Source organism: Williamsia muralis (assembly GCF_051487485.1).
GTDB classification, from domain to species: domain Bacteria; phylum Actinomycetota; class Actinomycetes; order Mycobacteriales; family Mycobacteriaceae; genus Williamsia; species Williamsia muralis_B.
Window position 1 is genome coordinate 1 of the sequence record NZ_JAHVCV010000005.1, and the last position, 23313, is coordinate 23313.

The following is a 23313-nucleotide window of genomic DNA, read 5'->3' on the forward strand; positions in this document are numbered from 1 at the left end:
GGCTTTGGTAACTCGCTGGAGTGGGCGACCAGTTGCCCGCCGCCGCGGCACAACTTCACCGAGCTGCCGCGGATCCGTTCGGAGCGTCCGGCGTTCGAGTTGCATTACCCGCACATGGTCGACCGGATGCGCGAAGAAGCACACGTCGGCCACGCCAGTGAAAAAGCGGAACAGACCAAGCGTGATCCTTTGACGGTCGGTGGCACCGAGTCATCCACCGAACCCAACTCGTTCTGACGGTGGGAAACAACATCAGCCAAAGCTCGGAAGAAGCAAGACCGATCGGCACCTCGGTGCTGATCACGGTCACCGGCCACGACAAACCAGGCGTCACGTCGGTATTGTTCGGAGCCCTGTCCACCCGCAACGTCAGCGTGCTGGACGTCGAGCAGGTGGTGATCCGCGGTCGCCTCACCCTCGGCGTGCTGGTGAGCTGCATCGGCGACAGCGAAGAGTTGCAAGAGGTCATCGAGCAGGCCATGGATTCCCTCGGAATCGATGTCACGGTCGAGGTGGGAGCAGCCAACGGCGACCGCAGGCTGTCCACGCACGCTGTGGTGATCCTCGGCAGCCCGGTCAGCGCCAAGGGGTTCAGCGCGCTCGCTGGTGAACTCGCCCGCCAGGGCGGCAACATCGACTCGATTCGCGGAATCGCCGATTACCCGGTCACCGGACTCGAACTACTCATCAGCGTCGACAAGGACAGCGTCGCCGCCGATGCCGCACTGCGCCAGGGACTTGCCGCCGTGGCCAGCAAGTACGGCATCGATGTGGCCGTCGAGCGAGGCGGCCTGGCCCGGCGGGCCAAGCGCCTCATCGTGTTCGACGTCGACTCCACCCTGATCCAGGGTGAGGTCATCGAGATGCTCGCCGCTCGGGCAGGCCGCGAACAAGAGGTCGCCGCAGTCACCGAGGCCGCCATGAGAGGTGAGCTCGACTTCGCGGAGTCTCTCCACCAGCGCGTGGCCGCACTCGCCGGCCTCGACGTATCGGTGCTCGACGAAGTGGCGATGGAACTGCAGCTCACGCCCGGTGCCCGGACAACCATCCGCACCCTCCACCGCATGGGTTACCACTGCGGCGTGGTGTCGGGTGGCTTCCGGCAGGTCATCGAACCGCTGGCCCATGAGCTCGAACTCGACTTCGTGAAGGCGAACACGCTGGAGATCTCCGAGGGCAAGCTCACCGGCCGCGTGAAGGGCGAAATCGTCGACCGGGCCGGGAAGGCGAAGGCCTTGCGTGCGTTTGCCGACAGCGTCGGTGTTCCGATGGAGCAGACCATCGCAGTCGGTGACGGGGCCAACGACATCGACATGCTGACAGTTGCCGGCCTCGGGATCGCCTTCAACGCGAAACCGGCGTTGCAGGAAGTCGCCGACGCCGCGCTGTCGCACCCGTTCCTGGACGCCGTCCTCTTCATCCTCGGTGTCACACGCGACGAGATCGAGGCCGCTGACGCCGTCGACGGTGTGTTGCGCCGGGTGCCGCTGAACTGATGGTCGCGCCCGACGCCGACAACACCTTTGGGCAGCGGTACCGGCGACTGACCGAGTACGTCGGTGGCGGTTCGGATCCGGTCGATCCGGGGCAGGTGCTGGCGATGCCGATGGTGCTGCACATCCCCAAGACCGAACCTCCGCCCAGGACCGAGCTACTCAACGCTGCGGCTTCCGCGGTCGCGGCATTGTGCCTCGATCCGCGCTCGGGCGGCGACGGCCCGTGGTCGGAACCGATGGACGCCTGGTGCGACGCGCGGATCCGTAAGATCGCACGCCGCGCACGTGGATCGCATTGGACTGCGGCACAAGAAGTCCCGGGGGTCACCGCACGATGCGGTTCGGCCGAGGCCCGGGCCATCGTCCCCGGTCCGGTCGGCGACATCGACCGGCGGATCGGACGCCTCCAGATCGGGGGCACCGACGTACCCGGCGACGATGCCGACGTGGGCACCGGACCGGTGTTGTGGGTCAATCCGACTCTCGAGATGACGGTCGGAAAGCTCGCCGCACAGGTCGGGCACGCTGCGATGCTGGTCGTCCGATTGATGTCCCTGGTGGACGCGGAGCGATGGTGGTCCGACGGATGCCCGGTACGGGTGCGCACCGCGTCGCCGACCGACTGGACGCGGCTGATCGACGCCGACCTCACCGGCCATGCGGTTGCGGTGCGCGATGCCGGATTCACCGAGATCGCGCCGGGCTCGGTGACCGTGATCGCCGAAATAGGGTAGGACGGCCCGGGCTCTGCCGATTAGTCTGGCGCCATGACCGAGCTCCCCGACTGGGCCGCCCAACTGCACCTGGAACCGCATCCTGAAGGCGGGTTCTACCGGCAGACCTGGGTGAGCGATCTGACCATCCCGAAAGATGTTCTGCCGCAGGAATATCCGGCTGAACGAGCGGCTGGTACGGCAATCTTGTTCCTGCTGTTGCCGGGACAGCAGTCCGCGTGGCACACCGTACGCAGCGCTGAGATCTGGCTGTATCACCGTGGGGCTCCGGTGGCGCTCGGTCTCGGTGGTGACGGACCTGAGCCTGCAAGGGAACGAACCGTGCTGGTCGGCGCCGACATCACCGCCGGTCATCGCCCGCAGTACATCGTCGCGCCCGGCGAATGGCAGCGCGCGCAGCCGCATGGAGACGAACCGTCGCTGGTCAGTTGTATTGTCGTGCCCGGCTTCGACTTTGCCGACTTCACCATGCACTGACCTCGGGGACCACAAACCCGGTCGGCAAAGTGCCGGACGTATTCGGCCCGCCTGCGTCGCCTTCGCGTCCCGGTGCGGCACGATAGGGGGGTGCGTGAAACGGATCCGGACCTGCTGATCGACTTCGAGGACGTCGCTTTGCGACGCTCCGGCAACACCTTGGTGGGGCCGATCACCTGGAAGGTGGAACTCGACGAACGATGGGTGATCCTCGGTCCCAACGGCGCTGGAAAGACCTCGCTGATGCGCATGGCCGCCGCCCAGACCCATCCGAGCAGTGGGAGCGCCTTCTTGCTGGGTGAGCAGGTCGGTCGCACCGAGATGAGAGAGCTCACCACTCGTATCGGCGTCACGTCAGCGTTGCTCGGCGAACGCATCCCCGATGACGAAAGGGTGAGTGACCTCGTCATCTCCGCCGGCTACTCGGTGCTCGGCCGGTGGAAAGAGGAGTACGACCAAGTCGACCGCGAACAGGCCCTGGAAACCCTCGAATCGATGGGTGCCGAACACCTGGCCGACCGCACCTTCGGCACGTTGTCCGAGGGCGAACGCAAACGGGTTCTGGTCGCGCGTGCCCTGATGATCAATCCCGAGCTGCTCCTTCTCGATGAACCGGCCGCGGGACTCGACCTGGGCGGCCGCGAAGAATTGGTTGCGCGACTCGAGGTCCTTGCCGCCGACCCCGACGCCCCGGCGATCGTTCTGGTGACACACCACGTAGAAGAGATCCCGAACGGGTTCACCCACGCGATGCTCCTGAAGGAGGGTGCGGTGGTCTCCCAGGGCCTGATCGAAGATGTGGTCACGTCGGAGAACCTGTCGAGCGCCTTCAGCCAGTCGATCGTGCTGACCAACACCGGCGGTCGTTTCTTCGCTCGGCGGGCACGTCGCGCGGGCGGCCATCGGCGGCGTGCCGAATGATCTTCGGGCAGGTTTCCGATCCCGAGTCCGTCCCTCTGCGCGATGCGGCAACGGTGGTCCTTGTCCGCGGCGGGGTGGATGGGCGGCCCATCGAGGTCTTCCTGATGCGGCGGGTGAAGCAGATGGCGTTTGCCGGGGGGATGACCGTATTCCCGGGTGGTGGGGTGGACCGCCGCGACGCCGAGGCTGATCTCGCGTGGATCGGGCCCGACGAGCATTGGTGGGCGGAGCGTTTCAACACCGATGCAGCCACTGCGCAGGCTCTGGTGTGCGCGGCCGTTCGTGAGCTGTTCGAGGAATGCGGTGTGCTGCTCGCCGCACGCCCGGATGGCACGTTCCCCGACACCTCTGCCCTCACCGCCGAGAGGGCGGCTCTCGTCGACAAATCGTTGTCGTTCGCCCAGTTCCTGCGTGAGCACGACCTGTCGTTGCGCGCGGACCTGTTGCGTCCGCTCGCGCACTGGATCACGCCGATCGGGGAGAGCCGTCGCTACGACACCAGGTTCTTCCTCGCTGCTCTGCCCGAAGGCCAACAGGCAGACGGTGAGACCACCGAGGCCGCGGAGACGGCGTGGGCGACGCCTCGTGCGGCGCTCGAGGCCTGGGACGACGGGAAACACTTCCTGTTGCCGCCCACCTGGACTCAACTCAAGGAGATCAGCGCCTACGACAGTCTTGCCGACCTCCTCGCGGCCGAACGCGAGATCGTGTCGATCCTCCCTGAGGTCGTGTCGACCGGCGAGCGGATGCGTGTCCGGTTCGACGGGGAGTCCGACTACCGCCGCTACCGGACGGATCTGGCCTGACGGGTCACTCGGGCTCGGGCGGCGGTGCGGCACCCTCACGCTCGTCGCGGTCGGCCCATTCGAGGAGTGTGTCCAGCCGGTAGGCGTGATCGTCGATCTCCGAATGCAGGTCACCGAGTTCGGCGAACCGAGCCGGAACGGTTGCGATCGTGAAGTCTTTCGGCTCCACATCGTCGATCTCGTCCCAGCGGATCGGGGTCGACACCGTTCCCTCCGGGTTGCCGCGAACCGAGTAGGCGCTCGCGATGGTGTGGTCGCGGGTGTTCTGGTTGTAGTCGACGAACACCGCGGCGGGGTCGCGGTCCTTGCGCCACCAGGTGGTGGTCACGTCGTCAGGGGCGCGGCGTTCCACCTCCCGGGCAAAGGCATGCGCCGCGCGGCGGACGTCGGCGAAACCCCACTCGGGCTCGATCCGAACGTAGATGTGCAGGCCCGAGCCGCCGGATGTCTTCGGATAGCCCGTCATGCCCAACTCATCGAGTACCTCATGGGCGACGTGTGCACTGCGGCGCACCCGGTCGAACGGGCAGTCGGGCATCGGGTCGAGGTCGATGCGCCACTCGTCGGGCTTCTCGGTGTCGAAACGACGCGAGTTCCACGGATGGAACTCGACGGTCGACATCTGCACCGCCCAGATGACACTGCCCAGTTCGGTGACACAGACCTCGTCGGCCGTCCGGCCGAATCTGGGGAAGTAGATGTTCACCGTCTCGAGCCATGGCGGCGCTCCGGACGGAATGCGCTTCTGGTGCACCTTCTGTCCGGCAACCCCCTTGGGATACCGGTGCAACATGCACGGCCTGTCGAGCAGGGCGCGGACGATTCCGTCACCGACGGCGAGGTAATAGTTGACCAGATCCAGCTTGGTCTCGCCCCGGGCAGGGAAGTACACCCGTTCGGGACTCGATACGCGCACGACGCGGTCGCCCACGGAGATCTCGATCGGCTCGCCGTGCGAGCTAGCTGCCATCCCCCGACAGTAGGGGATGGACCGGACACCCGGTAGCCTCCGATACATGCCTGAGTTCGTCACATTGCAGACGTCCGACGAGTTCCCCGGGGTCGGCACGATTCTTCTCAACCGCCCTCCGATGAATGCTCTGAGTCGGCAGGTGCAGAGTGAATTGGCCGAGGCCGCCCGCGAAGCCACCCGCCGTGACGACATCAAATCGGTTGTTGTCTATGGCGGACCGAAAGTGCTTGCCGCAGGGGCCGACATCAAAGAGATGAACGACATGACCTACGCCGAGATGCGTAAGGTCGCCGGCCAGTTGCAGGACGGTCTGAGTTCCATCGCCGCCATCCCCAAGCCGACCGTTGCGGCCATCACGGGGTACGCCCTCGGCGGCGGGCTGGAAGTTGCGCTCGGTGCCGATCGCCGGATCGCCGGTGACAATGCGAAGCTTGGCGTTCCGGAGATCCTTCTGGGCGTCATCCCGGGTGGTGGGGGCACCCAGCGCTTGGCACGGCTGATCGGGCCCGCCAAGGCCAAGGACATGGTGTTCACGGGCCGATTCGTCGGCGCCGCCGAGGCTCTGCAGATCGGACTCGTCGATGAGGTCGTCGCTCCGGACGAGGTCTACAACGCGGCGCTTCGGTGGGCGTCGAAGTTCTCCGGTGCGGCCAGCGTGGCGCTTGCCGCGGCCAAGGCGGCCATCGACCAGGGTCTCGACGTCGACCTGCGCACCGGCCTCAAGATCGAGGAGCATCTCTTCGCCGCGTTGTTCTCCACCGACGACCGGGCGATCGGCATGGCGTCGTTCGTCGAGAACGGCCCGGGCAAAGCAGAGTTCACGGGTAAATGAGTATCGATCCGAAAGCAGTTGTGGAACCAATGACTTCGCCTACCAGTGATCCCGCTCCCAACCCGCATGCCACAGCGGACGAGGTCGAGGCCGCACTCGCAGACACCAAGCTCGCGCAGGTTCTCTACCACGACTGGGAAGCCGAGACCTACGACGACAAGTGGTCGATCAGCTACGACGAGCGCTGCATCGACTACGCCAGGGGTCGCTTCGACGCCGTTGCGGCCGACGAGCCGTTGCCGTATGGGCACGCGCTCGAATTGGGTTGTGGCACGGGGTTTTTCCTGCTCAATCTCATGCAGGGTGGGATTGCGACCAAAGGTTCGGTGACCGACTTGTCGCCGGGCATGGTGAAGGTGGCGTTGCGCAACGCGGCGAACCTGGGTCTGGACGTCGATGGCCGGGTGGCCGACGCGGAGACGATTCCCTACGACGACAACACCTTCGACCTCGTGGTGGGTCATGCGGTGCTCCATCACATCCCCGATGTCGAGAAGTCGCTGCGTGAGGTGCTGCGAGTACTCAAGCCCGGGGGACGGTTCATCTTCGCCGGCGAACCGTCGACCATCGGTGACTTCTACGCACGGTGGCTCTCGCGTGCCACGTGGGCAGCGACGACAAAGGTCACCAAACTGGGGCCGCTACAGGACTGGCGCCGACCGCAGGCCGAACTCGACGAGTCGTCGCGCGCTGCGGCGCTCGAGGCCGTAGTCGACATCCACACCTTTGATCCCAGCGACCTCGAGCGGATGTCCACATCTGCCGGAGCTGTGAACGTGAAGACAGCAACCGAAGAGTTTGCCGCCGCCATGCTGGGCTGGCCGGTTCGGACCTTCGAGGCCGCCGTTCCGCCGGAGAAGCTCGGCTGGGGCTGGGCGCGGTTCGCGTTCGGCGGCTGGAAGCGGCTCACCTGGGTGGACGAGAACATCTTGCGAAAAGTGGTGCCGCCCAAGTTTTTCTACAACGTGATCATCACGGGCACCAAACCGGAGTAGTCCAACACCCGTGAGGACTCGGCCGACCGGAAGTGTCGGAGATTATTGACATGTCGGTAATCTCCGACATATTGTGGTTGTCGTGACCACAACAGATGACGTCTTCGCGGCGCTGGCGAGTCCGGTGCGCCGCAGGCTTCTGGAGATACTCGCCGAGCAGCCACAGTCCGCAGGTGCGCTCAGCGATCAGTTCGCGCTGAGCCGGCCTGCGGTGGCCGAGCACCTGAAGGTGTTGCGAGAAGCCGGACTTGTTGCCGACAAGGCTTCCGGCCGACGGCGCATCTACGAGTTGACGCCGGAGCCCCTGGCCGATCTCGGTGAGTGGTTGCATCCCTTCGAGAAGTACTGGCGGGGACGTCTGTCGTCCCTTGCCGACATTGCAAAGGATGTGGAATGACCGAAACGACCGCTGCCTCGATCAAGCTCGATCAGTTCGTGCAGGCCGAACCTCGCAAGGTGTGGCGCACGCTCACCGAACCAGAACTCCTGGAGAAGTGGTGGGTGCCCGGTGACATCTCGGCCGAGGTGGGTCACGAGTTCACCCTGGAGATGCCCGGGTTCGGTCGTCAGCCGTGCAAAATCCTTCGCTCAGAGCCGTTTTCGCTACTGAGCTACAGCTTCACCCCGCAGTGGACCCTGACATGGACGCTGGTGCCGGAGGGCAGAGGAACACGCCTACTCCTCGAGCATTCCGGTTTTGATCTGAACGACGCCAGGATGGCCGCCGCTTTCGATCGGATGGGGCCCGGATGGCAGGGCAGCATCCTGCCGCGACTCGCCGAGACGGCCCAAGCCCTCTAGCGGGTCAGCAGGTGGCCATGATCTGGGCCATGGCTTGCTTCTCGGCCTCGGTGACCCACAGGCTGTAGCGCGCCTTGACGTCGATCTGCCGGGACACGTAGGTGCAACGGTAGGACTTGTTGGGTGGAAGCCAGGTGGCCGCGTCTCCTGCGCCCTTGCTCTGGTTGGTCGGCCCGTCGGTGGCTTGCAGATTGGCCGGGTCGTTGGCGAAGTTGGTCCGTTTGGCGCGGTCCCATTGCGCTGCTCCCTTCTGCCAGGCGTCAGACAGCGCCACCACGTGGTCGATTTGTACTGCGGGAGAGGTCTTCTCGCCTCGGACGAAGTCGATGCGACGGCCGGTGTAGGGGTCATCGAGGACGCCGGTGAGGATGACACATTCGCGTGTACCGGGCTTCACCGTGACAACCGTCAGGTCGCGACGCAGGATGTCGTTGCGGGTGTCACATCCGTTGTGGCCCTGCGCGACATTCACGTCGTCGGTCCAGGCCTGCCCGAATTGCTCGCGGCTGTAGCCGGTCTTGGGTGCTCGGCCCTTGACCGTCAGCGAGTCGAGCTGCGCAAGCGCGGGGCTCTGGGCCGTCGGCGCGTCGGGTTGGGCAGGGCGGGCCGCGGTCTGACTACCGGGTGGGGCGGGCGCGTCCTGGATCTGACAGGAGGCGACTGCCAGCACACTCAGCAACGTGAGCGCCAGGTGGCGGCCCTGTTCGGGTCGGTTCACGTTCTCCTCGGTTTCGGCACGGATACTGTTATACCCGTGGGCTACGACTTCTCGACCGACGATGTGGCGTTCCTCCGTTCCGAAACCGGACGTGAGGCACTGAGGTTGGCGGATTCGCTTGCTCTGCAGCCACATTCGTTGATGACCGACATCGGACGTCTGACCGCTGCCTATCCCGGACGGCAGGCGGCGCTGGTGGAGACGGTCTCCTGTCGCCGTCGGGCAGCCGGGAAACTGCGTGACCCGCATCGCTGGCTGCTGACCTCCGACGCCCTTCAACAGGCCACGGCCTACCCGGTCGCCGATCACCGGGCAGCTGAACTCGCTGCCCGATATCCCGGTGCCACCGTCCACGACGTCACCTGTTCGATAGGCGCTGATCTCGCGTCGCTGACGCAGGCCGACGGGTTGGGCGGCGTGATCGGCAGCGACATCGACCAGACCAGGCTCGCGATGGCGGCGCACAACGTGCCCCAGGCCGCGCTGGCCCGCGCCGATGCACTCACGCCGACGAGTGCTGCCGACGTCTATGCGGCCGACCCCGCCCGCCGCAGCGGGGGCCGCCGGAGCTTCCGGATCGAGGACACCGCGCCGCCGCTCCTGGAACTGCTGACCGTCTACGCCGGCCGTTCACTGGTGGTCAAGTGCGCGCCCGGGCTCGACTACCGACTCTTGCGCGATCGTTACGGATTCGCAGGTGAAGTACAGATCATCTCGCTGAACGGCGCGGTGCGCGAAGCGTGCCTGTGGAACGACCCTCGCCCTGACGTCAAGCGCCGGGCAACCGTGATCCGCACGGACGGCACAGGTTTCGAGATCACCGACGCAGCCGACGACGATGCAGGCGTCGATGACGCAGGGGAGTGGATCATGGATCCGGACGGCGCCGTCGTCCGGGCCGGTTTGGTTCGCCACTTCGCAAAAGCCCACCGGCTGTGGCAACTCGACCCCCAGATCGCCTATCTCAGCGGCGATCACCTGCCGACGGGTGAACGCGGATGGCGGGTGATGGAACAGTTCAACTTCTCCGAGAAACACCTCAAGCGACGGCTGGCCGAGTTGGGCTGTGGCACCCTCGAAATCCTGGTCCGCGGTGTCGACATCGACCCCGACCGGCTGCGTAAGAGACTGAAGCTCAAGGGTTCTGCGGCCCACGCTGTGGTGATCACCAGGATCGGGCGGCGCGGGGTGATGTTCATCTGCGAAGAAGGGATGCGGCAACGCTGATGACCACCACGATGTGTGCGGTCTATTTGTCCTTCGGTGCGTCGTAGAAGTAGACCTCACCGAGGTTGGTCGCAGTCGCGACCTGGCCGGTGTTCGACACCGCCACACCCGTGGTGAAACCGACCGACCCGGGGATCGCAAACTTCCGCACCGTGGCGCCGTCGGCGGAATCGACTTCCATCAATGTCAGTTCGTCCGCGTTGTTCTCGCGCACGACCGTCCAAGCGGTCCCAGAGGTGGTGAGTGCCGACAGCCCCACCGATTGCACATCGGTGCGTTGCCACACTCGTTCGGCCTTGTCGCCCAGGTCTCGGTAGGCGCGCACCGGTGCGTTGAGCAGTCCGGTCGGGATGATCAGGCCATCGGGTGAGACGGTCATGGTCCCGAAACCGTAGTTGTCCACGAAGTAGTCCCATTTGGGCGTTCCGGTGAGGGCGTCGAGAGCGTAGATGCTGCCGAGGCGATTGAACACGTAGAGCGTGCGACCGTCCGCCGACAGCGTCGGCGTCCCGATGACGCCGCCGGGGATCTCCGCCTTCCACGACTCGCGAATCGAACGGGTGCCGTTCTCCTCGGAGTAGTCGTAGCCGCGGACCCCGGATGCGATGACACCCTCGGGCCAGTAGTTGAGATACAAACGCTCGCGATCGGAATCGACTGCGGGAGGCGCCTGAACGGGGCAACGGGGACCACCCGAGACGCAGTCGCCGAGCCCGTACAGCGGCTGTGCCGGATCGGCATCAGGACGCAACGCAACCCCGGGTGCGGCAAGTTTGCCGGTCTGCGAGTCGAACAGCAGGATCTGGCCGAGATGGCTCACCATCAGCACCAGCCCCGGCGCAGCGAACTTTGCCGAGAGCGGCACGCCGACGACGCCGAAACGCCACCGGAAATCTCCCGCTCCGTTGAGCCCGTAGAACATGCCGGCGTCACCGATGTAGATGTTCTCGTACTGGTCGAACAGCATCGAGTTGAGTTCGATGCCCGGTCCGTAGTACTTGCAGAAGTTTTTCCGTCCGGCACGCTGGTCGAACAGGAATGTGTTGCAGCCTCCGGGGGTGGCGGCCGTGACGCCTACGTTGGATCGGCCGGAGATCGTCAGGGGTGAGGAGATGGGCCCACCGACCGGCCGCGACCACGAGAGCTCGAGTTCGCCGGTCTTGGGGTACACGAAGTTCGAGTTGTGGGCGTTGCCCCCATAGCTGGACCAGCCTGCGCTGGCCACCGAACGCACGTCGTCGACACCGTCAGAGCACGAACTGAGCAGAACGGCCAGCAACATCACCAGGGCCGCGGCGGCTCGTGCGGTGGTCCGGCGCCCCATCGTGCTCCTCTTCGTTGCTTCGGCAGATCGGGCCTGAGCCTATCGCGAGTGACCCGCAGGATCGGGTATCGGCGTCCATTAGTGTTCGTATCCATGACGAGCATGTGGAACGCACCGCTGCATCGCCGGTGGCGTGCTGGGATGCGGCGGGAACCGGAGCAGGCCCGTTTCCTCACCCGGGAATCGCTGCGGTGGGTGCTGGAACATCGGGCGTACACGCCTTGGTACCTGGTGCGGTATGTGCGGCTCCTCCGGTTCAAACTCGCCAATCCACACGTGATCCTGCGCGGGATGGTGTTCCTCGGGAAGAACGTCGAGATCCACGCAACCCCTGAACTGTCTCGGCTCGAGATCGGCCGGTGGGTACACATCGGAGACGGCAACTCGATCAGGTGCCACGAGGGTTCGCTGCGCATCGGCGACAAGGTGGTCTTCGGTGAGAACAACGTCGTCAACACCTATCTGGACATCGAGATCGGCGCATCGACACTGGTCGCGGACTGGTGTTACATCTGCGACTTCGACCACCGGATGGACGACATCACCGTTGCCATCAAAGACCAGGGGATCGTCAAGGGGCCTGTACGGATCGGCCCGGACACCTGGATCGCGGCCAAGGTGTCGGTGCTCCGCAACACCCTGGTCGGCAGGGGTTGTGTGCTCGGATCTCACGCGGTGGTGAAGGGGACGATCCCGGACTACTCCATCGCGGTCGGTGCACCTGCACGAGTGGTGAAGAACCGGATGGACGACTGGGCGAGCAATGCTGCCGAGCGGGCCGAACTCGAGCGTGCGCTCGCCGACATCGAACGCAAGAAGGCTGCCGCCCAGAAGGATTGAACCCAGAAGGATTGAACCCAGGAGGATTGAACCCAGCGGATTGACCAGCGGTGGCTCACATCGACGGACTAGATCGGCCCCGCCGGGTCCCGCTCCGGCAGTGGCCTGTCCACGATGGTCGGCCGCCCCAGTGGACGCCGAGGGCGCCGTGTGGCCTTCTCGTAGACCGCCGCCGTGCGCGCCGCCACCTGGTCCCACGCGAATCCCTGTGACACCCGAACGCGTGCGGCAATGGCGCGCTGTTGAGCGGCCACGGGGTCGGCGAGAGCTGCGCGGATCGCAGCCGTGAGACCGCCGACGTCGGCCGGGGCGAAACTGAGCCCGGTGACCCGGTCGGTGACGGCCTCGCCGAGACCGCCGGCGGTCGAGGTGACCAGCGGGGCGCCGGTGGCCGCCGCCTCCAAGGCCACGATGCCGAACGGTTCGTATCTGCTGGGAAGCACCATCACGTCGCAGTCCTTCATCAGTTCGGCCAGTCCCGCCTTGTCGACGGCACCGACGAAACGGACCGCCCGCGACACCTTGTGGTCGCGGGCGACGTCCCGTAGCCACGACAACTGCGTGCCGTCACCGGCGACCGTCAGCACCGCTCCCCGGTGGGTGCGCCGAATGCGTGAGAGGGCCGCGATGGCGTCCTGGACACCTTTCTCGTATTCCAGGCGCCCCGCGAACAGCAGGCGCGGGGGGCCGTCGTGCGCGACGCGGCGCGCAAATGGCCACGCATCGATGTCGATGCCGTTGTGGATGGTGTGGATCTCGGCCAGTTCTGGGCCGAACAACCGTTGCACCTCGTCCCGCATCGACGCCGAACAGGTGATCACGGCGTCGGACTCGGCTGCCAGCCACCACTCCACCGAGTGGACCTGCTTGTTCACCCGTCCGCTGACCCATCCGCTGTGCCGGCCCGCCTCGGTGGCGTGGAAGGTACTCACCAACGGCACGTCGAAGTGTTCGGCCAGAGCTATCGCCGGATGGGCGACGAGCCAGTCGTGGGCGTGCACGACGTCGGGGACCCATGTGCCTTTGCCGTCAACACTTTTCGGATGCCCGAGCTCGAGACCGGCGCGGATCAGCGTGTGGCCGAGCGCCAGGACCCACGCCATCATGTCCTCACCGAACACAAAATGCGGGGGATCTTCGGCCGCAGCGATCACGCGAACCCCGTCGCACACCGTGTCGGTCCCCGGGTGTGTGTCTCCGTCACTGCCCGTGGGTTGTCGCGACAACACCACCACGTCGTGTCCCGCTCGGGCGAGCTCGGTTGCCAGGTGGTGGACGTGCCTGCCGAGGCCGCCGACCACCACCGGTGGATACTCCCAGGAGACGACCAGGATCTTCATGTGATCGCGTCGGCCGGCAAACGGCGGGCGTCGAGTCCGGGGAATACGTTGTCGGCGAGATTCCAACGCGCCGAGAGGGTTTCGGCCCATTGTTCGCGACCCCGGTCGGCGGCGTCGCAGATCTCCCTGGCAGCGTGCGCGTGGGTGTACAGGCGCCGGCGCGCATAGTCGGCTGCGGTGTTCTTCGACACCATGAAGGGCCAGTCGGACGACAGCATCATCAAGGTCTCGCGCAGGATTTGATCGCTGACCCGGTCACGTCCGGGGGATTGATCGTCCATGCGTTTGTCGACGGTGGCCAGGGCTGCGGTGACGACCTCAGCGTTGATCCGGACCAGATCGTCGACCTGCGGCCCGTTCCACACCCGCCAGTCTTTGCCTGAGCCCCAAGAGGTCTCGGGAAGGTCGACCGGATCGCCGACGAAGCCTGCGGCTTTGGCGCTCTGCAGGCTGCCCACACGGACGCCGGCGCGCGGGAGTGCACGCAACACTGCATCGAGCCACTGGGGGCCTTCATGCCACCAGTGGCCGAACAGTTCGGTGTCGAAGGCGGCGACAACCAGTGCCGGCCTTCCGATCCGGTCGGTCTCGGCGATCAACCGGGCTCGGACGTGGGTGACGAAGTCGTCGACGTGACGCTGCACAACTGCATGGGTGCGCTCCGGTTCGTACGGCTTCTTGTCGCCGGCGGCGACGGAGCGGCCGGTCACCCGCGATGCCTTGAGTCCGAAACGGTGGTCGTAACTGTGGAAGTCGCGGTAGGCACTGTGCCCGGGGTATCCCGAACGCGGTGACCACACCCGGTACGACACCGGTAGATCGCGGCCGAACGCGATCACATCGCTGCCGCTGACCGGGCGTCCGAGTGCCGTGTCCCCGTGCAGCGCAGGGCCGTCGACCATGAAGTGCTCGACGCCGGCTTCGTCGTAACCCTCTTCCATGCCGGGTGCGTAGGCGCACTCGGGTGCCCAGATCCCGCGCGGACGCACGCCGAAGCGTTGGCCCGCATCCGCCAGTCCCTCCCAGAGGGAGAACGCCCGGAGGCGCGGATCGAGCAGGGGGCCGAAGTGATGTGCCAGCGGACCGCCGAGCAACTCGACGATTCCTGCATCCACCAGCGACCGGATGAGCGGGGAACCGCCGTGGCGCCAATGGCTTTCGAAGTCATCGAGGGCTTCTGCCGCACTGCGGTATTCGCGGGCGCCGAGGTTGTTGATGTCCGAGGGTCCGCCGCCTGGGCTCTCGGCGACCGCGGCCTCACCCGCCCGCAGCTGCCAATCGGCGAGCCATTGATACATCGAATCCAGGCAATGCGGATCATCGAGCTGCGCCGCCAGCACCGGCGTCATCCCGAGACTCAGTTGGTCTGTGTATCCATCTGCTGCGAGTCCCCTCAGGACTGCGAACACACGTTGATAGGAGCCGGCCCACGACTGGTACAGCCACTCCTCGCCGACGGGCCATCGGCCGTGATTGGCGAGCCATGGGAGATGCGAGTGCAGGACCAGGGCGAACATGCCGGGGACGGCATCCGCGACCCCATCGTCGCGAAGACCCGCTCCCGTCACGGCTTCACCGCGACGAACAGCAGGTCGAGGCTGTTGTCGAGGTCGGTTCCGGAGATGTCGAAGTCGGCGGTGCTCACCCCCGCCACGTCAGCGGTCAAGTCGCTGGGCCAGGCCTGACCGGACAGCGCCCGATCGATCTGGGCGTTGATGAACGAGCCACCCCATCTGGTGTCGAGTTCGCGCAGTCCCCGGCCATGACGGACGCCCAGTTGCTCGGTGACGGAGAAGCCCGCTGCGCTGAGCAGTTCGTGGAGTTCGGCGGGATCGAGTTCCCGGGTGTGGAACGGGTTGAGTGGGGTGTCGCGGCCGGGGGAGAAGGTGATCCGGTTGGGCGTGGACATGAGCAACTCACCGCCGGGCCGGAGCACCCTCAGGCACTCGGCCACGAACGCGGGCTGATCCCACAGGTGTTCGATCACCTGGAAGTTGACAACGCTGTCCATGGAGGCGTCGGCAAGCGGCAGGTCGATCAGGTTGGCCTGATGAATGGTGAGGTGCGGGTAGCGGGCCCGGGTGTGCTCGACGGCGGACTGGTCGTAGTCGACGCACGTCACCGATCGGGCGACGGCGGAGAGCAGGTCGGCGCCATAACCCTCGCCTGATCCGGCTTCCAGGACATCGCGTCCGCGACAACGGTCGGCGATGTACTCATAGGCCACCTCGTGGCGGCGGAACCAGTAGTTCTCCTCGGGAATTCCGGGAACTGTCCGCTCCCCGGTGAGGGATAAACCCTGCTCGGGGGCTGTTGCGCCGTCCTCGGCGCCGATCGGGGCAGGCGATCCGACGGCGTTGTTGGATCCATGCGTGGGGCTGACCATCCAGCAGAGCCTAGTGGGCCGTGTGTGGAGCCGGAGGCGGACCTCGCGGTGACCCTCGCGATGCGCGGTTCGGCAAGGCAGTGTGACCGACTTCATTCCCCTGCAATCGGGTGTTCGACCTGCCCGAAGTGCGCGCTAAGGTGGTAAAGAAACAGGAGTACTTACCGACGGGTAAGTTGTCCAGAACCCTACGCAGGAGGTCGACGAAGACCCATGACAAACATTGTCGTTCTGATCAAGCAGGTCCCTGACACCTACTCCGAGCGCAAGCTCAGCGATGGTGATTACACCCTCGATCGCGAAGCCGCCGACGCCGTACTCGACGAGATCAACGAGAAGGCCGTCGAAGAGGCTCTGAAGATCAAAGAAGCGGACGGCGGTGAAGTCACCGTGCTGACGGTCGGACCGGATCGCGCGACCGACGCCATCCGCAAGGCACTGTCGATGGGGGCCGACAAGGCCATCCACGTCAAGGATGACCAGATGCACGGTAGCGACGCCATCCAGACCGCTTGGGTCATCGCCCGCGCGCTGGGCACCGTCGAGGGCGTCGAACTCGTCATCGCGGGCAACGAGGCCACCGACGGTCGCGTCGGCGCCGTGCCGGCCATCATCGCCGAGTACCTCGAGCTCCCGCACCTCACGCACATGCGCAAGCTCACCATCGAGGGCGACAAGATCACCGGCGAGCGCGAGACGGACGAGGGCATCTTCCATCTCGAGTCCACCCTGCCTGCCATCGTGAGCGTCGGCGAGAAGATCAACGAGCCTCGCTTCCCGTCCTTCAAGGGCATCATGGCGGCGAAAAAGAAAGAGGTTCAGGTTCTTTCGCTTGCCGACATCGGCGTCGAAGCCGAAGAGGTCGGACTGGCGAATGCCGGATCGACGGTCACCAGCGCGACCCCCAAGCCGCCGAAGAGCGCGGGCGAAAAGGTCGTCGATGAGGGTGACGGCGGCACGAAGGTCGCCGAGTTCCTGGTCGGTCAGAAGATCATCTGATCCCCGCCGATCACATCCCCCGACATCGACCACACCGCAAGGAGTTAACAAATGGCTGAAGTACTCGTCCTCGCCGAGTTTGACGCGGAAGGTGCCCTGAAGAAGGTCACTTCCGAACTCATCACCGCTGCCCGCGCACTGGGCACCCCGTCTGTTGTCGTCGCGGCCAAGCCCGGAACAACCGACGCCATCGCCGACGAGCTCAAGGAGTTCGGCGCCGAGAAGATCTACGTCGCCGAGTCCGACGACGTCGACGGCTACCTGATCACGCCGAAGGTCGACATCCTCGGCACCTTGGTGGAGCAAGTCTCCCCGGCGGGTGTACTCGTGACCGCCAACTTCGACGGCAAAGAGATCGCCGGACGCCTTGCCGCACGGCTCGGCTCGGGCGTTCACGCCGACGTGGTCGAGGTCAAAGAAGGCGGAGTGGGCGTCTACTCCATCTTCGGCGGCGCCTTCTCCGCTGAGGCACAGGCCGGCGGCGACGTCCCGGTGTACTCGGTGCGTCCCGGCGCGGTCGAGGCAGCCCCGCAGGCCGGCGCCGGTGAACGCGTCGACGTCGAGGTGCCCGAGGTTCCCGAGAACGCGGTCAAGATCACCAAGGTCGAGCCGAACGTCGGCGGTGACCGTCCGGAACTGACCGAGGCCACCATCGTCGTGTCGGGTGGACGCGGCGTCGGCAGTGCCGAGAAGTTCTCTGTCGTCGAGGAACTCGCCGATTCGCTCGGTGCCGCTGTCGGTGCCTCGCGTGCGGCTGTCGACTCCGGTTACTACCCCGGCCAGTTCCAGGTGGGCCAGACCGGTAAGACCGTGTCGCCGCAACTGTATGTCGCTCTGGGTATCTCAGGCGCCATCCAGCACCGTGCGGGTATGCAGACCTCCAAGACCATCGTGGCGGTCAACAAGGACGAAGAAGCTCCCATCTTCGAGATCGCCGACTACGGCATCGTCGGTGACCTCTTCAACGTGGCACCGCAGCTCACCGAAGCGGTCAAGAAGCGGAAGTAACACCGCTCGCAGCTGAACCACAGATGACCCCCTGGCACCCTGCCGGGGGGTCATCTGCTGTTCATGCACGTTGCACCGACACGACACGCCGCCGATTCCGACCGGTCCGACGCGCTCGATACACCTGTGCCCATGAGGACACCCGCAGTCATCAGCACGACCGCACTCGTCTCCGGGCGCGACTACAGCCTGTATCTGAGTACCGACCCTTCCGACATCGACGTCATCTCGCGTCTGCGATACCAGGTCTTCGCGAACGAGCCGGGTTTCGGCGGCGCGATGGCCGGAGTCACCGACGGACGCGATTGCGACCCCTTCGACGAGTTCTGTGACCACCTCATGGTGCGCCACAACATGACCGGTGTCGTGGTCGGCTGTTATCGCCTCCTGCCGCCGCCGGGTGCCATCGCCGCCAGAGGCCCTTACACCGCTACGGAATTCGACGTCCACGAACTGGATTCGATTGCGCCGCAAACGGTCGAGATGGGCCGGGCGTGTGTTGCCCTCGAACACCGGTCCGGATCGGTTCTGGCTCTCATGTGGGCGGGCATCCTGAGGTATCTGGATCTCAGTGGCTACCGGTATCTCATGGGTGCGACCTCGGTGCCGATCTGCAAGGACAGCGACCGCGACCGGCCCGGCGCACAGGTTCGCGGTATCCGGGACTTCGTGCGCGACCGGCACCGTGGTCCCTGGGAGGTGTACCCGCACAGGCCGGTGGTGCTCGACGGCCTGCGGCTCGACGACATCGCACCGCCCGAACGCCTGACGTTCCCACCGCTGCTCAGTGGATATCTCAGGATGGGGGCCTGGGTGTGCGGAGAACCGGCCTACGACCCCGACTTCGGGGTGGCCGACTTCTTCACGTTGATCGATCGCGAACGCGCTAACACCCGGTACCTGGACCGTCTCCGCCAGGCTGCCGAGCGGGTGCCCGATGACAGATGACCCGGTGGTCACAAACGCGCCCGCTCGGCACAGCTGGTTTCCGGCGAGTGCCTGTGACAGCAGTTGCCTGTCCACCTCGAGCTGCGAAGCGGGGCGGGTACGCAGGAGCTGGCGCGTCATCGCACTGATGACGACCGTGGCGTTCGCGGTCACCCTCGGGGTCCTGGTGCCTCTGCTGCCGCGGTCGGCGCGTGCCGGGTACGTGCGGTGGATGGCCGTCGTGTTGCTGGCTTCGATCGGCATCCGGGTACGCGTCCGGCACAGCGAATTGTCTGCGGGGGACACGCGGGTCTTAGGCGCAGGCTTGATCGTCGCCAACCACATCTCGTTCCTGGACATCCTCGCGATCGCGACCGTCAGCCCTGCCCGCTTCGTGGCCAAGGCAGAACTGACCCGATGGCCGGTGATCGGAACGCTCACCCGTCGCCTGGGTGTGATCCCGATCCGCCGCGAGTCGTTGCGCGACCTTCCGTCCGTCATCTCGGACGCCGTCGACGGACTCCGAGCGGGGGACAGCGTCGGGTTGTTTCCCGAGGGGACGACGCGATGCGGTCGCGGCGGCGGTCGTTTCCGTCCCGCGATCTTCCAGGCCGCGGTCGAAACAGGGGTCCCGGTCCAGCCACTGGTGGTGAGCTTTCACACACCGGACGGCGCGATCAGCCCGGTCGCGGCCTTCATCGGGACCGACAACATCGCCGACACGATGGGTCGGGTCCTGCGGGCCAAAGGGCTGACCGTGCACGTCCGCCTCTGCGAACCCCAACTGCCGGGATCGGACCGGCGTGAGCTCGCCGACCGCTGCGAGCGAATCGTGTTCGGAGAGCCTTCGTTGATCGGTCTCTCGTCGGGCATCCCCGCCGCGATGGTGAGCTGACCACCGGACGGTCCCGGTGGTCGGGGCGCTGCCCGGACGCCGGTGGAATAGAACCAGCTCTGCGAGCGGTTATCCTGGATTGGTTATGTTCTCCTCCGACCGGGCCCCGATCTACCTCGATCACGCAGCGGCAACCTCGATGGTGCCTGCAGCAGTCGTGGCGATGAGTCAGATCCTGGGCACCGCGGGCAACGCATCGTCGCTGCACGCGTCGGGACGGCGCGCCCGCCGGCACCTGGAGGAATCAAGGGAATCCATCGCGGCATCACTGGGTGGGCGACCGTCCGAGGTGGTTTTCACCGGGGGCGGAACCGAAAGCGACAACCTCGCGGTCAAGGGCATCTTCTGGGCGCGCAACAAGTCGGGTTCGCCGGCCGCCGGCCGCCGCCGCATCATTGCGTCCTCCATCGAACACCACGCCGTTCTCGACCCGGTGCTCTGGCTTGCCGACACTGCGGGAGCCGAGGTCACCTGGCTGCCCGTCGATCATCAGGGTCTTGTGGACCCGGCAGATCTGCGCGCCGCGCTCACCGCGCACGCAGAGGACACAGCACTGGTCAGTGTGATGTGGGCGAACAACGAGGTCGGCACCATCGAGCCGATCGCGGAGCTTGCCGCGATCTGCCGGGAGTACGGCGTTCCCATGCATTCCGATGCCGTGCAGGCGGCCGGACACCTTCCCCTCGACTTCGCCGCCAGCGGCCTCTCGGCGATGAGCATCGCCGGACACAAGTTCGGTGGGCCCCACGGGATCGGCGCGCTGTTGCTGGGCCGCGATGTGGACTGCGTACCGCTGCTTCACGGTGGTGGCCACGAACGGGATGTTCGCTCGGGCACCCCGGACGTAGCGGCCGCGGTGGGAATGGCTGTAGCGCTTGAACAATCGGTGCGAGAGCTACCGGCCACCGTCCCGGCAGTGACGAGCCTGCGCGAACATCTGTTCGCGGTGCTGACCGAGAACACCGACGACTGTGTGGTCAACGGACCCACCGGCTCGGCACGGCTTCCGGGCAACGTGCACGTGTCTTTTCCTGGCTGCGAGGGTGATTCGCTGTTGATGTTGCTCGACGCCAACGGCATCGAGTGTTCCACCGGCTCTGCCTGCACCGCAGGCGTGGCCCAGGCATCTCATGTGCTGACCGCGATGGGCGTATCCACTGCTCGGGCCCGCAGTTCGCTGCGGTTCTCGCTGGCGCCCTCGACAACCCGCGATGACATCGACGCCGTAGGCGCTGTCATCGGTGAAGTGGTCTCCCGCGCCCGCGCCGCCGGGATGGCCACGGCAATGGCAGGAGAGCGCTGATGCGAGTACTCGCAGCGATGAGTGGCGGTGTCGACTCGGCGGTGGCTGCCGCACGGGCGGTGGCCGCCGGACACGATGTGGTCGGGGTGCACCTGGCCCTGTCCACGGCGCCGGGTGCGCTGCGGACCGGGTCCCGCGGTTGCTGTTCGCGTGAGGATGCGTCTGATGCCCGGCGGGCCGCGGATGTTCTCGGAATCCCTTTCTACGTCTGGGATTTCGCTGATCGGTTCAAAGATGACGTCATCGACGAGTTCGTTGCGGCATATGCGGCCGGGCAGACCCCCAATCCTTGCCTGACGTGCAACGAGAAGATCAAGTTCTCGGCACTGGCCGAACGCGCTATTGCCCTGGGCTTCGACGCGGTTGCCACCGGCCACTACGCACGGCTCGAAGGCGGCCGGTTGCGTCGGGCGGTCGACCACGACAAAGACCAGTCGTACGTGCTCGCCGTGCTGACTCCGGCGCAGCTGTCGCGGGCGATGTTCCCGGTGGGCGACACACCCAAGGACCAGATCCGGGAAGAAGCCGCCGCTAGGGGCCTGTCCGTTGCCAACAAGCCTGATTCACACGACATCTGCTTCATCCCCACCGGTGACACCCGGGCGTTCCTCGGTGCCACGATCGGTGTCCGGCCCGGCAAGGTCGTCGACGCCGACTCCGGTGCCGAACTGGCCCAGCACGAAGGCGTCCACGGGTTCACCATCGGACAGCGCAAGGGGCTCGGTATCGATGCACCGGCTGTCGACGGCAAACCGCGATACGTGACCGAGATCGATCCCGACTCCGGAACCGTGACGGTGGGTTCCTCCGAGCATCTCCAGGTGTGGACGATCATCGCCCGCAAGGCCATCTGGACATCCGGAAACACTCCCACCGAACCGTTCGAGTGCATGGTCCAGGTCCGGGCCCACGGGGGCTTGGCGCCGGCCGTTGCCGAGGCCATCGAGCTGGAGCCTTCAGACGGTGTCGACGGGCAGGGCCCGGGTATCCGCATCACCCTGCGCAGCCCCCTCACCGGGGTGGCCCGCGGGCAGGCGGCAGTGCTGTACGAGCCGGATTCGGTGTCGGGTGACCTGGTCCTGGGCAGTGGACGAATCGCTGTCACCGGTTCGGTCCCGTCGGATCTCGTCAGCAGCGCCACCACGTGACCGTCCTGCCGGCCGGCACCGGAACCGGTGTCGGATCGATGCCGGGTACCGATCCGATCGAATCCGCGGGCATCAGCCTGGGCGAGTGCGAGTTGGCGTTTCTCCCCGAACTGCCGCAGCGCGGGCTCGGGGCCGACATGATCGGGCGGTCGGCTGCCCTGCTGGTTGACATGCCGATGGACACCGTGGCCTCCGGTTACCGCCTGTCCGCGCGCAAATCCGGATTGACCCGCCGCGCGCGTGACTTCTTGAACGCCGACCTCGACGCCTTCGAAGAGGCCTGGGAGCGGGCCGGGATGGCCGCGACCGACCGGTTCGTCAAACTGCAGGCGTGCGGCCCGTTCACGTTGGCCGCGTCGGTGGAACTGCGCAACGGTCACAAGATCCTGCACGATGTCGGGGCGTGGTCGGATCTCGTTGATTCGATGGCCGAGGGCCTGCGAGTGCATGCCGACGAGGTCCGTCGCCGCACCGGAGCTCACGTGATCGTCCAGATCGACGAGCCGATGATCGGGCGGGTGATCGAGGGCTCGGTGGAGCCGCTCACCCGTTTCGACACCATCAGGCCCGTACCCGTCGCTGTGCTCGCCGAGAAGTACGACGGCTTCATCGATGTCGTCGGCAGGCCGGTGGTGATGCACGACTGCTCGGCAAACTTTTCCTGGGAGCTGTTGGAGCGCACCAAATTTGCTGCAGTGAGTGTGGATCTCGCGCAGATCCGCACGGCGGATCTCGACGGCATCGGGCAGCTGCTCGACGAGGGTCGGGACGTCATCCTGGGCGCCGTGCCCACAGCTGCCCCCGCAACCGAACTCGCCGCGGAACAGGTGGCCGCGTCGTGCGCCGCTCTGACCGACCGAATCGGGCTCTCCCGGAAGGTCCTGGCGGAACAGGTGGTTATCAGTCCCGCGTGCGGTCTGGCCGGTGCCGATGCCGCCTGGGCGAAGACTGCGCTTTCGCTGTGCACCACAGCGGCGGCCGGCTTGCTCGCCGACCCGACCGCGGTATAGCGACCCGGCCCGGTCGATCGGGAACATTCATAGCCTGTGCAGCCTCTGATGAGGTATGGACAACTTCGCCTGCCGCGCACGGATATGCGCGAGACCGACGCGGTTTCGGACCGCGATGAAGGGCGGCACTTTCATCTCGCCGCTCCCGTGCCA

The 23313-nt window shown here is 65.9% G+C and carries 23 protein-coding genes and 2 pseudogenes; 19 read left to right on the forward strand and 6 right to left on the reverse strand.

All coding sequences use genetic code 11. The annotated features are described in order from the left end of the window. The 6 genes and pseudogenes from KXR83_RS14210 to KXR83_RS14235 all read left to right on the forward strand — a co-directional run. Positions 1–237 (forward strand): annotated as a pseudogene (locus tag KXR83_RS14210) (cytochrome ubiquinol oxidase subunit I); the annotation flags it as partial. 2 nt (positions 238–239) lie between these two features. After that, positions 240–1496 (forward strand): phosphoserine phosphatase SerB, encoded by a 1257-nt coding sequence (serB, locus tag KXR83_RS14215; protein WP_437425382.1) that lies wholly within the window; start codon positions 240–242, stop codon positions 1494–1496. Further along, positions 1496–2230, forward strand: a complete 735-nt coding sequence (locus KXR83_RS14220; RefSeq protein ID WP_437425383.1) for an aminoacyl-tRNA hydrolase — start codon at positions 1496–1498, stop codon at positions 2228–2230. Before serB ends, KXR83_RS14220 begins: the two co-directional genes overlap by 1 nt. Positions 2231–2263: 33 nt before the next feature. Then, positions 2264–2707: a cupin domain-containing protein gene (locus KXR83_RS14225; RefSeq protein ID WP_437425384.1), complete on the forward strand. Its 444-nt coding sequence runs from the start codon at positions 2264–2266 to the stop codon at positions 2705–2707. A 90-nt stretch (positions 2708–2797) separates the two neighbouring features. Next, positions 2798–3628 (forward strand): ABC transporter ATP-binding protein, encoded by an 831-nt coding sequence (locus KXR83_RS14230; RefSeq protein WP_062801142.1) that lies wholly within the window; start codon positions 2798–2800, stop codon positions 3626–3628. Then, positions 3625–4434, forward strand: a complete 810-nt coding sequence (locus KXR83_RS14235; protein ID WP_437425385.1) for an NUDIX hydrolase — start codon at positions 3625–3627, stop codon at positions 4432–4434. The genes KXR83_RS14230 and KXR83_RS14235 overlap by 4 nt, the downstream gene beginning before the upstream one ends. A 4-nt stretch (positions 4435–4438) precedes the next feature. On the opposite strand, the gene ligD is transcribed toward KXR83_RS14235, so the two are convergent. Beyond that, positions 4439–5404, reverse strand: a complete 966-nt coding sequence (gene ligD / locus KXR83_RS14240) for a non-homologous end-joining DNA ligase (RefSeq protein ID WP_437425386.1) — start codon at positions 5402–5404, stop codon at positions 4439–4441. Positions 5405–5450: 46 nt separating this feature from the next. On the opposite strand from ligD, the gene KXR83_RS14245 reads away from it, so the two are divergent. From KXR83_RS14245 to KXR83_RS14260, 4 genes are all read left to right on the forward strand, one after another. Beyond that, positions 5451–6239 carry an enoyl-CoA hydratase/isomerase family protein gene (locus tag KXR83_RS14245; protein ID WP_437425387.1) on the forward strand — a complete coding sequence of 263 codons (789 nt, stop codon included), beginning with the start codon at positions 5451–5453 and terminating at the stop codon, positions 6237–6239. 29 nt (positions 6240–6268) lie between these two features. Beyond that, entirely contained in the window at positions 6269–7234 is a 966-nt protein-coding gene (locus KXR83_RS14250) for a class I SAM-dependent methyltransferase (RefSeq protein ID WP_437425388.1), read from the forward strand. A 73-nt stretch (positions 7235–7307) separates the two neighbouring features. Next, a complete protein-coding gene (locus KXR83_RS14255) occupies positions 7308–7631 on the forward strand; it encodes an ArsR/SmtB family transcription factor (protein WP_437425389.1) in 324 nt (107 codons plus the stop codon). After that, a complete protein-coding gene (locus KXR83_RS14260; protein ID WP_437425390.1) occupies positions 7628–8035 on the forward strand; it encodes an SRPBCC family protein in 408 nt (135 codons plus the stop codon). Before KXR83_RS14255 ends, KXR83_RS14260 begins: the two co-directional genes overlap by 4 nt. 7 nt (positions 8036–8042) lie before the next feature. On the opposite strand, the pseudogene KXR83_RS14265 reads toward KXR83_RS14260, so the two are convergent. Next, a pseudogene (locus KXR83_RS14265) lies at positions 8043–8726 on the reverse strand (HNH endonuclease family protein); the annotation flags it as partial. Between the two features lie 63 nt (positions 8727–8789). Between KXR83_RS14265 and KXR83_RS14270 the strand changes: the two are divergent. Further along, the gene (locus tag KXR83_RS14270; RefSeq protein WP_437425391.1) at positions 8790–9980 is read left to right on the forward strand and encodes a THUMP-like domain-containing protein; all 1191 of its coding nucleotides are present in this window, start codon (positions 8790–8792) and stop codon (positions 9978–9980) included. A gap of 22 nt (positions 9981–10002) precedes the next feature. On the opposite strand, the gene KXR83_RS14275 is transcribed toward KXR83_RS14270, so the two are convergent. After that, positions 10003–11304 carry an outer membrane protein assembly factor BamB family protein gene (locus KXR83_RS14275; RefSeq protein ID WP_437425392.1) on the reverse strand — a complete coding sequence of 434 codons (1302 nt, stop codon included), beginning with the start codon at positions 11302–11304 and terminating at the stop codon, positions 10003–10005. A 93-nt stretch (positions 11305–11397) separates the two neighbouring features. On the opposite strand from KXR83_RS14275, the gene KXR83_RS14280 reads away from it, so the two are divergent. After that, positions 11398–12144 carry an acyltransferase gene (locus tag KXR83_RS14280; RefSeq protein ID WP_437425393.1) on the forward strand — a complete coding sequence of 249 codons (747 nt, stop codon included), beginning with the start codon at positions 11398–11400 and terminating at the stop codon, positions 12142–12144. A 68-nt stretch (positions 12145–12212) separates the two neighbouring features. Here KXR83_RS14280 and KXR83_RS14285 read toward each other — a convergent pair whose 3' ends face one another. Genes KXR83_RS14285 through KXR83_RS14295 form a run of 3 tightly spaced genes read right to left on the reverse strand, consistent with a single transcriptional unit; the run spans position 12213 to position 15870 of the window. Continuing rightward, positions 12213–13484 carry a glycosyltransferase family 4 protein gene (locus KXR83_RS14285; RefSeq protein ID WP_437425394.1) on the reverse strand — a complete coding sequence of 424 codons (1272 nt, stop codon included), beginning with the start codon at positions 13482–13484 and terminating at the stop codon, positions 12213–12215. Further along, positions 13481–15001, reverse strand: a complete 1521-nt coding sequence (locus tag KXR83_RS14290; protein ID WP_437425834.1) for a 1,4-alpha-glucan branching protein domain-containing protein — start codon at positions 14999–15001, stop codon at positions 13481–13483. Before KXR83_RS14290 ends, KXR83_RS14285 begins: the two co-directional genes overlap by 4 nt. A 47-nt stretch (positions 15002–15048) precedes the next feature. Next, positions 15049–15870 (reverse strand): class I SAM-dependent methyltransferase, encoded by an 822-nt coding sequence (locus tag KXR83_RS14295; protein ID WP_437425395.1) that lies wholly within the window; start codon positions 15868–15870, stop codon positions 15049–15051. Between the two features lie 213 nt (positions 15871–16083). Here KXR83_RS14295 and KXR83_RS14300 point away from each other — a divergent pair, with 213 nt between their 5' ends. From KXR83_RS14300 to KXR83_RS14330, 7 genes are all read left to right on the forward strand, one after another. Continuing rightward, positions 16084–16869 carry an electron transfer flavoprotein subunit beta/FixA family protein gene (locus KXR83_RS14300; RefSeq protein ID WP_023963866.1) on the forward strand — a complete coding sequence of 262 codons (786 nt, stop codon included), beginning with the start codon at positions 16084–16086 and terminating at the stop codon, positions 16867–16869. A gap of 51 nt (positions 16870–16920) precedes the next feature. Continuing rightward, positions 16921–17877, forward strand: a complete 957-nt coding sequence (locus tag KXR83_RS14305; RefSeq protein ID WP_437425396.1) for an electron transfer flavoprotein subunit alpha/FixB family protein — start codon at positions 16921–16923, stop codon at positions 17875–17877. A gap of 132 nt (positions 17878–18009) precedes the next feature. Continuing rightward, positions 18010–18825, forward strand: coding sequence for a GNAT family N-acetyltransferase (locus tag KXR83_RS14310; RefSeq protein ID WP_437425397.1), 816 nt, complete (start codon positions 18010–18012; stop codon positions 18823–18825). A gap of 127 nt (positions 18826–18952) precedes the next feature. Then, complete coding sequence (locus tag KXR83_RS14315) at positions 18953–19699, forward strand: lysophospholipid acyltransferase family protein (RefSeq protein WP_437425398.1); 747 nt, start codon at positions 18953–18955, stop codon at positions 19697–19699. Between the two features lie 85 nt (positions 19700–19784). Further along, positions 19785–21002 (forward strand): cysteine desulfurase family protein, encoded by a 1218-nt coding sequence (locus KXR83_RS14320; RefSeq protein ID WP_437425399.1) that lies wholly within the window; start codon positions 19785–19787, stop codon positions 21000–21002. After that, a complete protein-coding gene (gene mnmA / locus KXR83_RS14325) occupies positions 21002–22150 on the forward strand; it encodes a tRNA 2-thiouridine(34) synthase MnmA (protein ID WP_437425400.1) in 1149 nt (382 codons plus the stop codon). Before KXR83_RS14320 ends, mnmA begins: the two co-directional genes overlap by 1 nt. Beyond that, positions 22147–23160: a vitamin-B12 independent methionine synthase gene (locus KXR83_RS14330; RefSeq protein WP_437425401.1), complete on the forward strand. Its 1014-nt coding sequence runs from the start codon at positions 22147–22149 to the stop codon at positions 23158–23160. Before mnmA ends, KXR83_RS14330 begins: the two co-directional genes overlap by 4 nt. Positions 23161–23313: the final 153 nt, after the last annotated feature.

Bases quoted from the DNA above. Each gene is read 5' to 3' on its own strand.
- KXR83_RS14305 (WP_437425396.1), top strand. From the start codon at position 16,921: ATGGCTGAAGTACTCGTCCTCGCCGAGTTTGACGCGGAAGGTGCCCTG.
- KXR83_RS14295 (WP_437425395.1), bottom strand. From the start codon at position 15,870: ATGGTCAGCCCCACGCATGGATCCAACAACGCCGTCGGATCGCCTGCC.
- KXR83_RS14225 (WP_437425384.1), top strand. From the start codon at position 2,264: ATGACCGAGCTCCCCGACTGGGCCGCCCAACTGCACCTGGAACCGCAT.
- KXR83_RS14275 (WP_437425392.1), bottom strand. From the start codon at position 11,304: ATGGGGCGCCGGACCACCGCACGAGCCGCCGCGGCCCTGGTGATGTTG.
- KXR83_RS14280 (WP_437425393.1), top strand. From the start codon at position 11,398: ATGACGAGCATGTGGAACGCACCGCTGCATCGCCGGTGGCGTGCTGGG.
- KXR83_RS14290 (WP_437425834.1), bottom strand. From the start codon at position 15,001: ATGTTCGCCCTGGTCCTGCACTCGCATCTCCCATGGCTCGCCAATCAC.
- KXR83_RS14235 (WP_437425385.1), top strand. From the start codon at position 3,625: ATGATCTTCGGGCAGGTTTCCGATCCCGAGTCCGTCCCTCTGCGCGAT.
- KXR83_RS14300 (WP_023963866.1), top strand. From the start codon at position 16,084: ATGACAAACATTGTCGTTCTGATCAAGCAGGTCCCTGACACCTACTCC.
- KXR83_RS14285 (WP_437425394.1), bottom strand. From the start codon at position 13,484: ATGAAGATCCTGGTCGTCTCCTGGGAGTATCCACCGGTGGTGGTCGGC.
- ligD (WP_437425386.1), bottom strand. From the start codon at position 5,404: ATGGCAGCTAGCTCGCACGGCGAGCCGATCGAGATCTCCGTGGGCGAC.
- KXR83_RS14245 (WP_437425387.1), top strand. From the start codon at position 5,451: ATGCCTGAGTTCGTCACATTGCAGACGTCCGACGAGTTCCCCGGGGTC.
- KXR83_RS14260 (WP_437425390.1), top strand. From the start codon at position 7,628: ATGACCGAAACGACCGCTGCCTCGATCAAGCTCGATCAGTTCGTGCAG.
- mnmA (WP_437425400.1), top strand. From the start codon at position 21,002: ATGCGAGTACTCGCAGCGATGAGTGGCGGTGTCGACTCGGCGGTGGCT.
- KXR83_RS14250 (WP_437425388.1), top strand. From the start codon at position 6,269: ATGACTTCGCCTACCAGTGATCCCGCTCCCAACCCGCATGCCACAGCG.
- KXR83_RS14310 (WP_437425397.1), top strand. From the start codon at position 18,010: ATGAGGACACCCGCAGTCATCAGCACGACCGCACTCGTCTCCGGGCGC.
- KXR83_RS14315 (WP_437425398.1), top strand. From the start codon at position 18,953: ATGACGACCGTGGCGTTCGCGGTCACCCTCGGGGTCCTGGTGCCTCTG.
- KXR83_RS14220 (WP_437425383.1), top strand. From the start codon at position 1,496: ATGGTCGCGCCCGACGCCGACAACACCTTTGGGCAGCGGTACCGGCGA.
- KXR83_RS14320 (WP_437425399.1), top strand. From the start codon at position 19,785: ATGTTCTCCTCCGACCGGGCCCCGATCTACCTCGATCACGCAGCGGCA.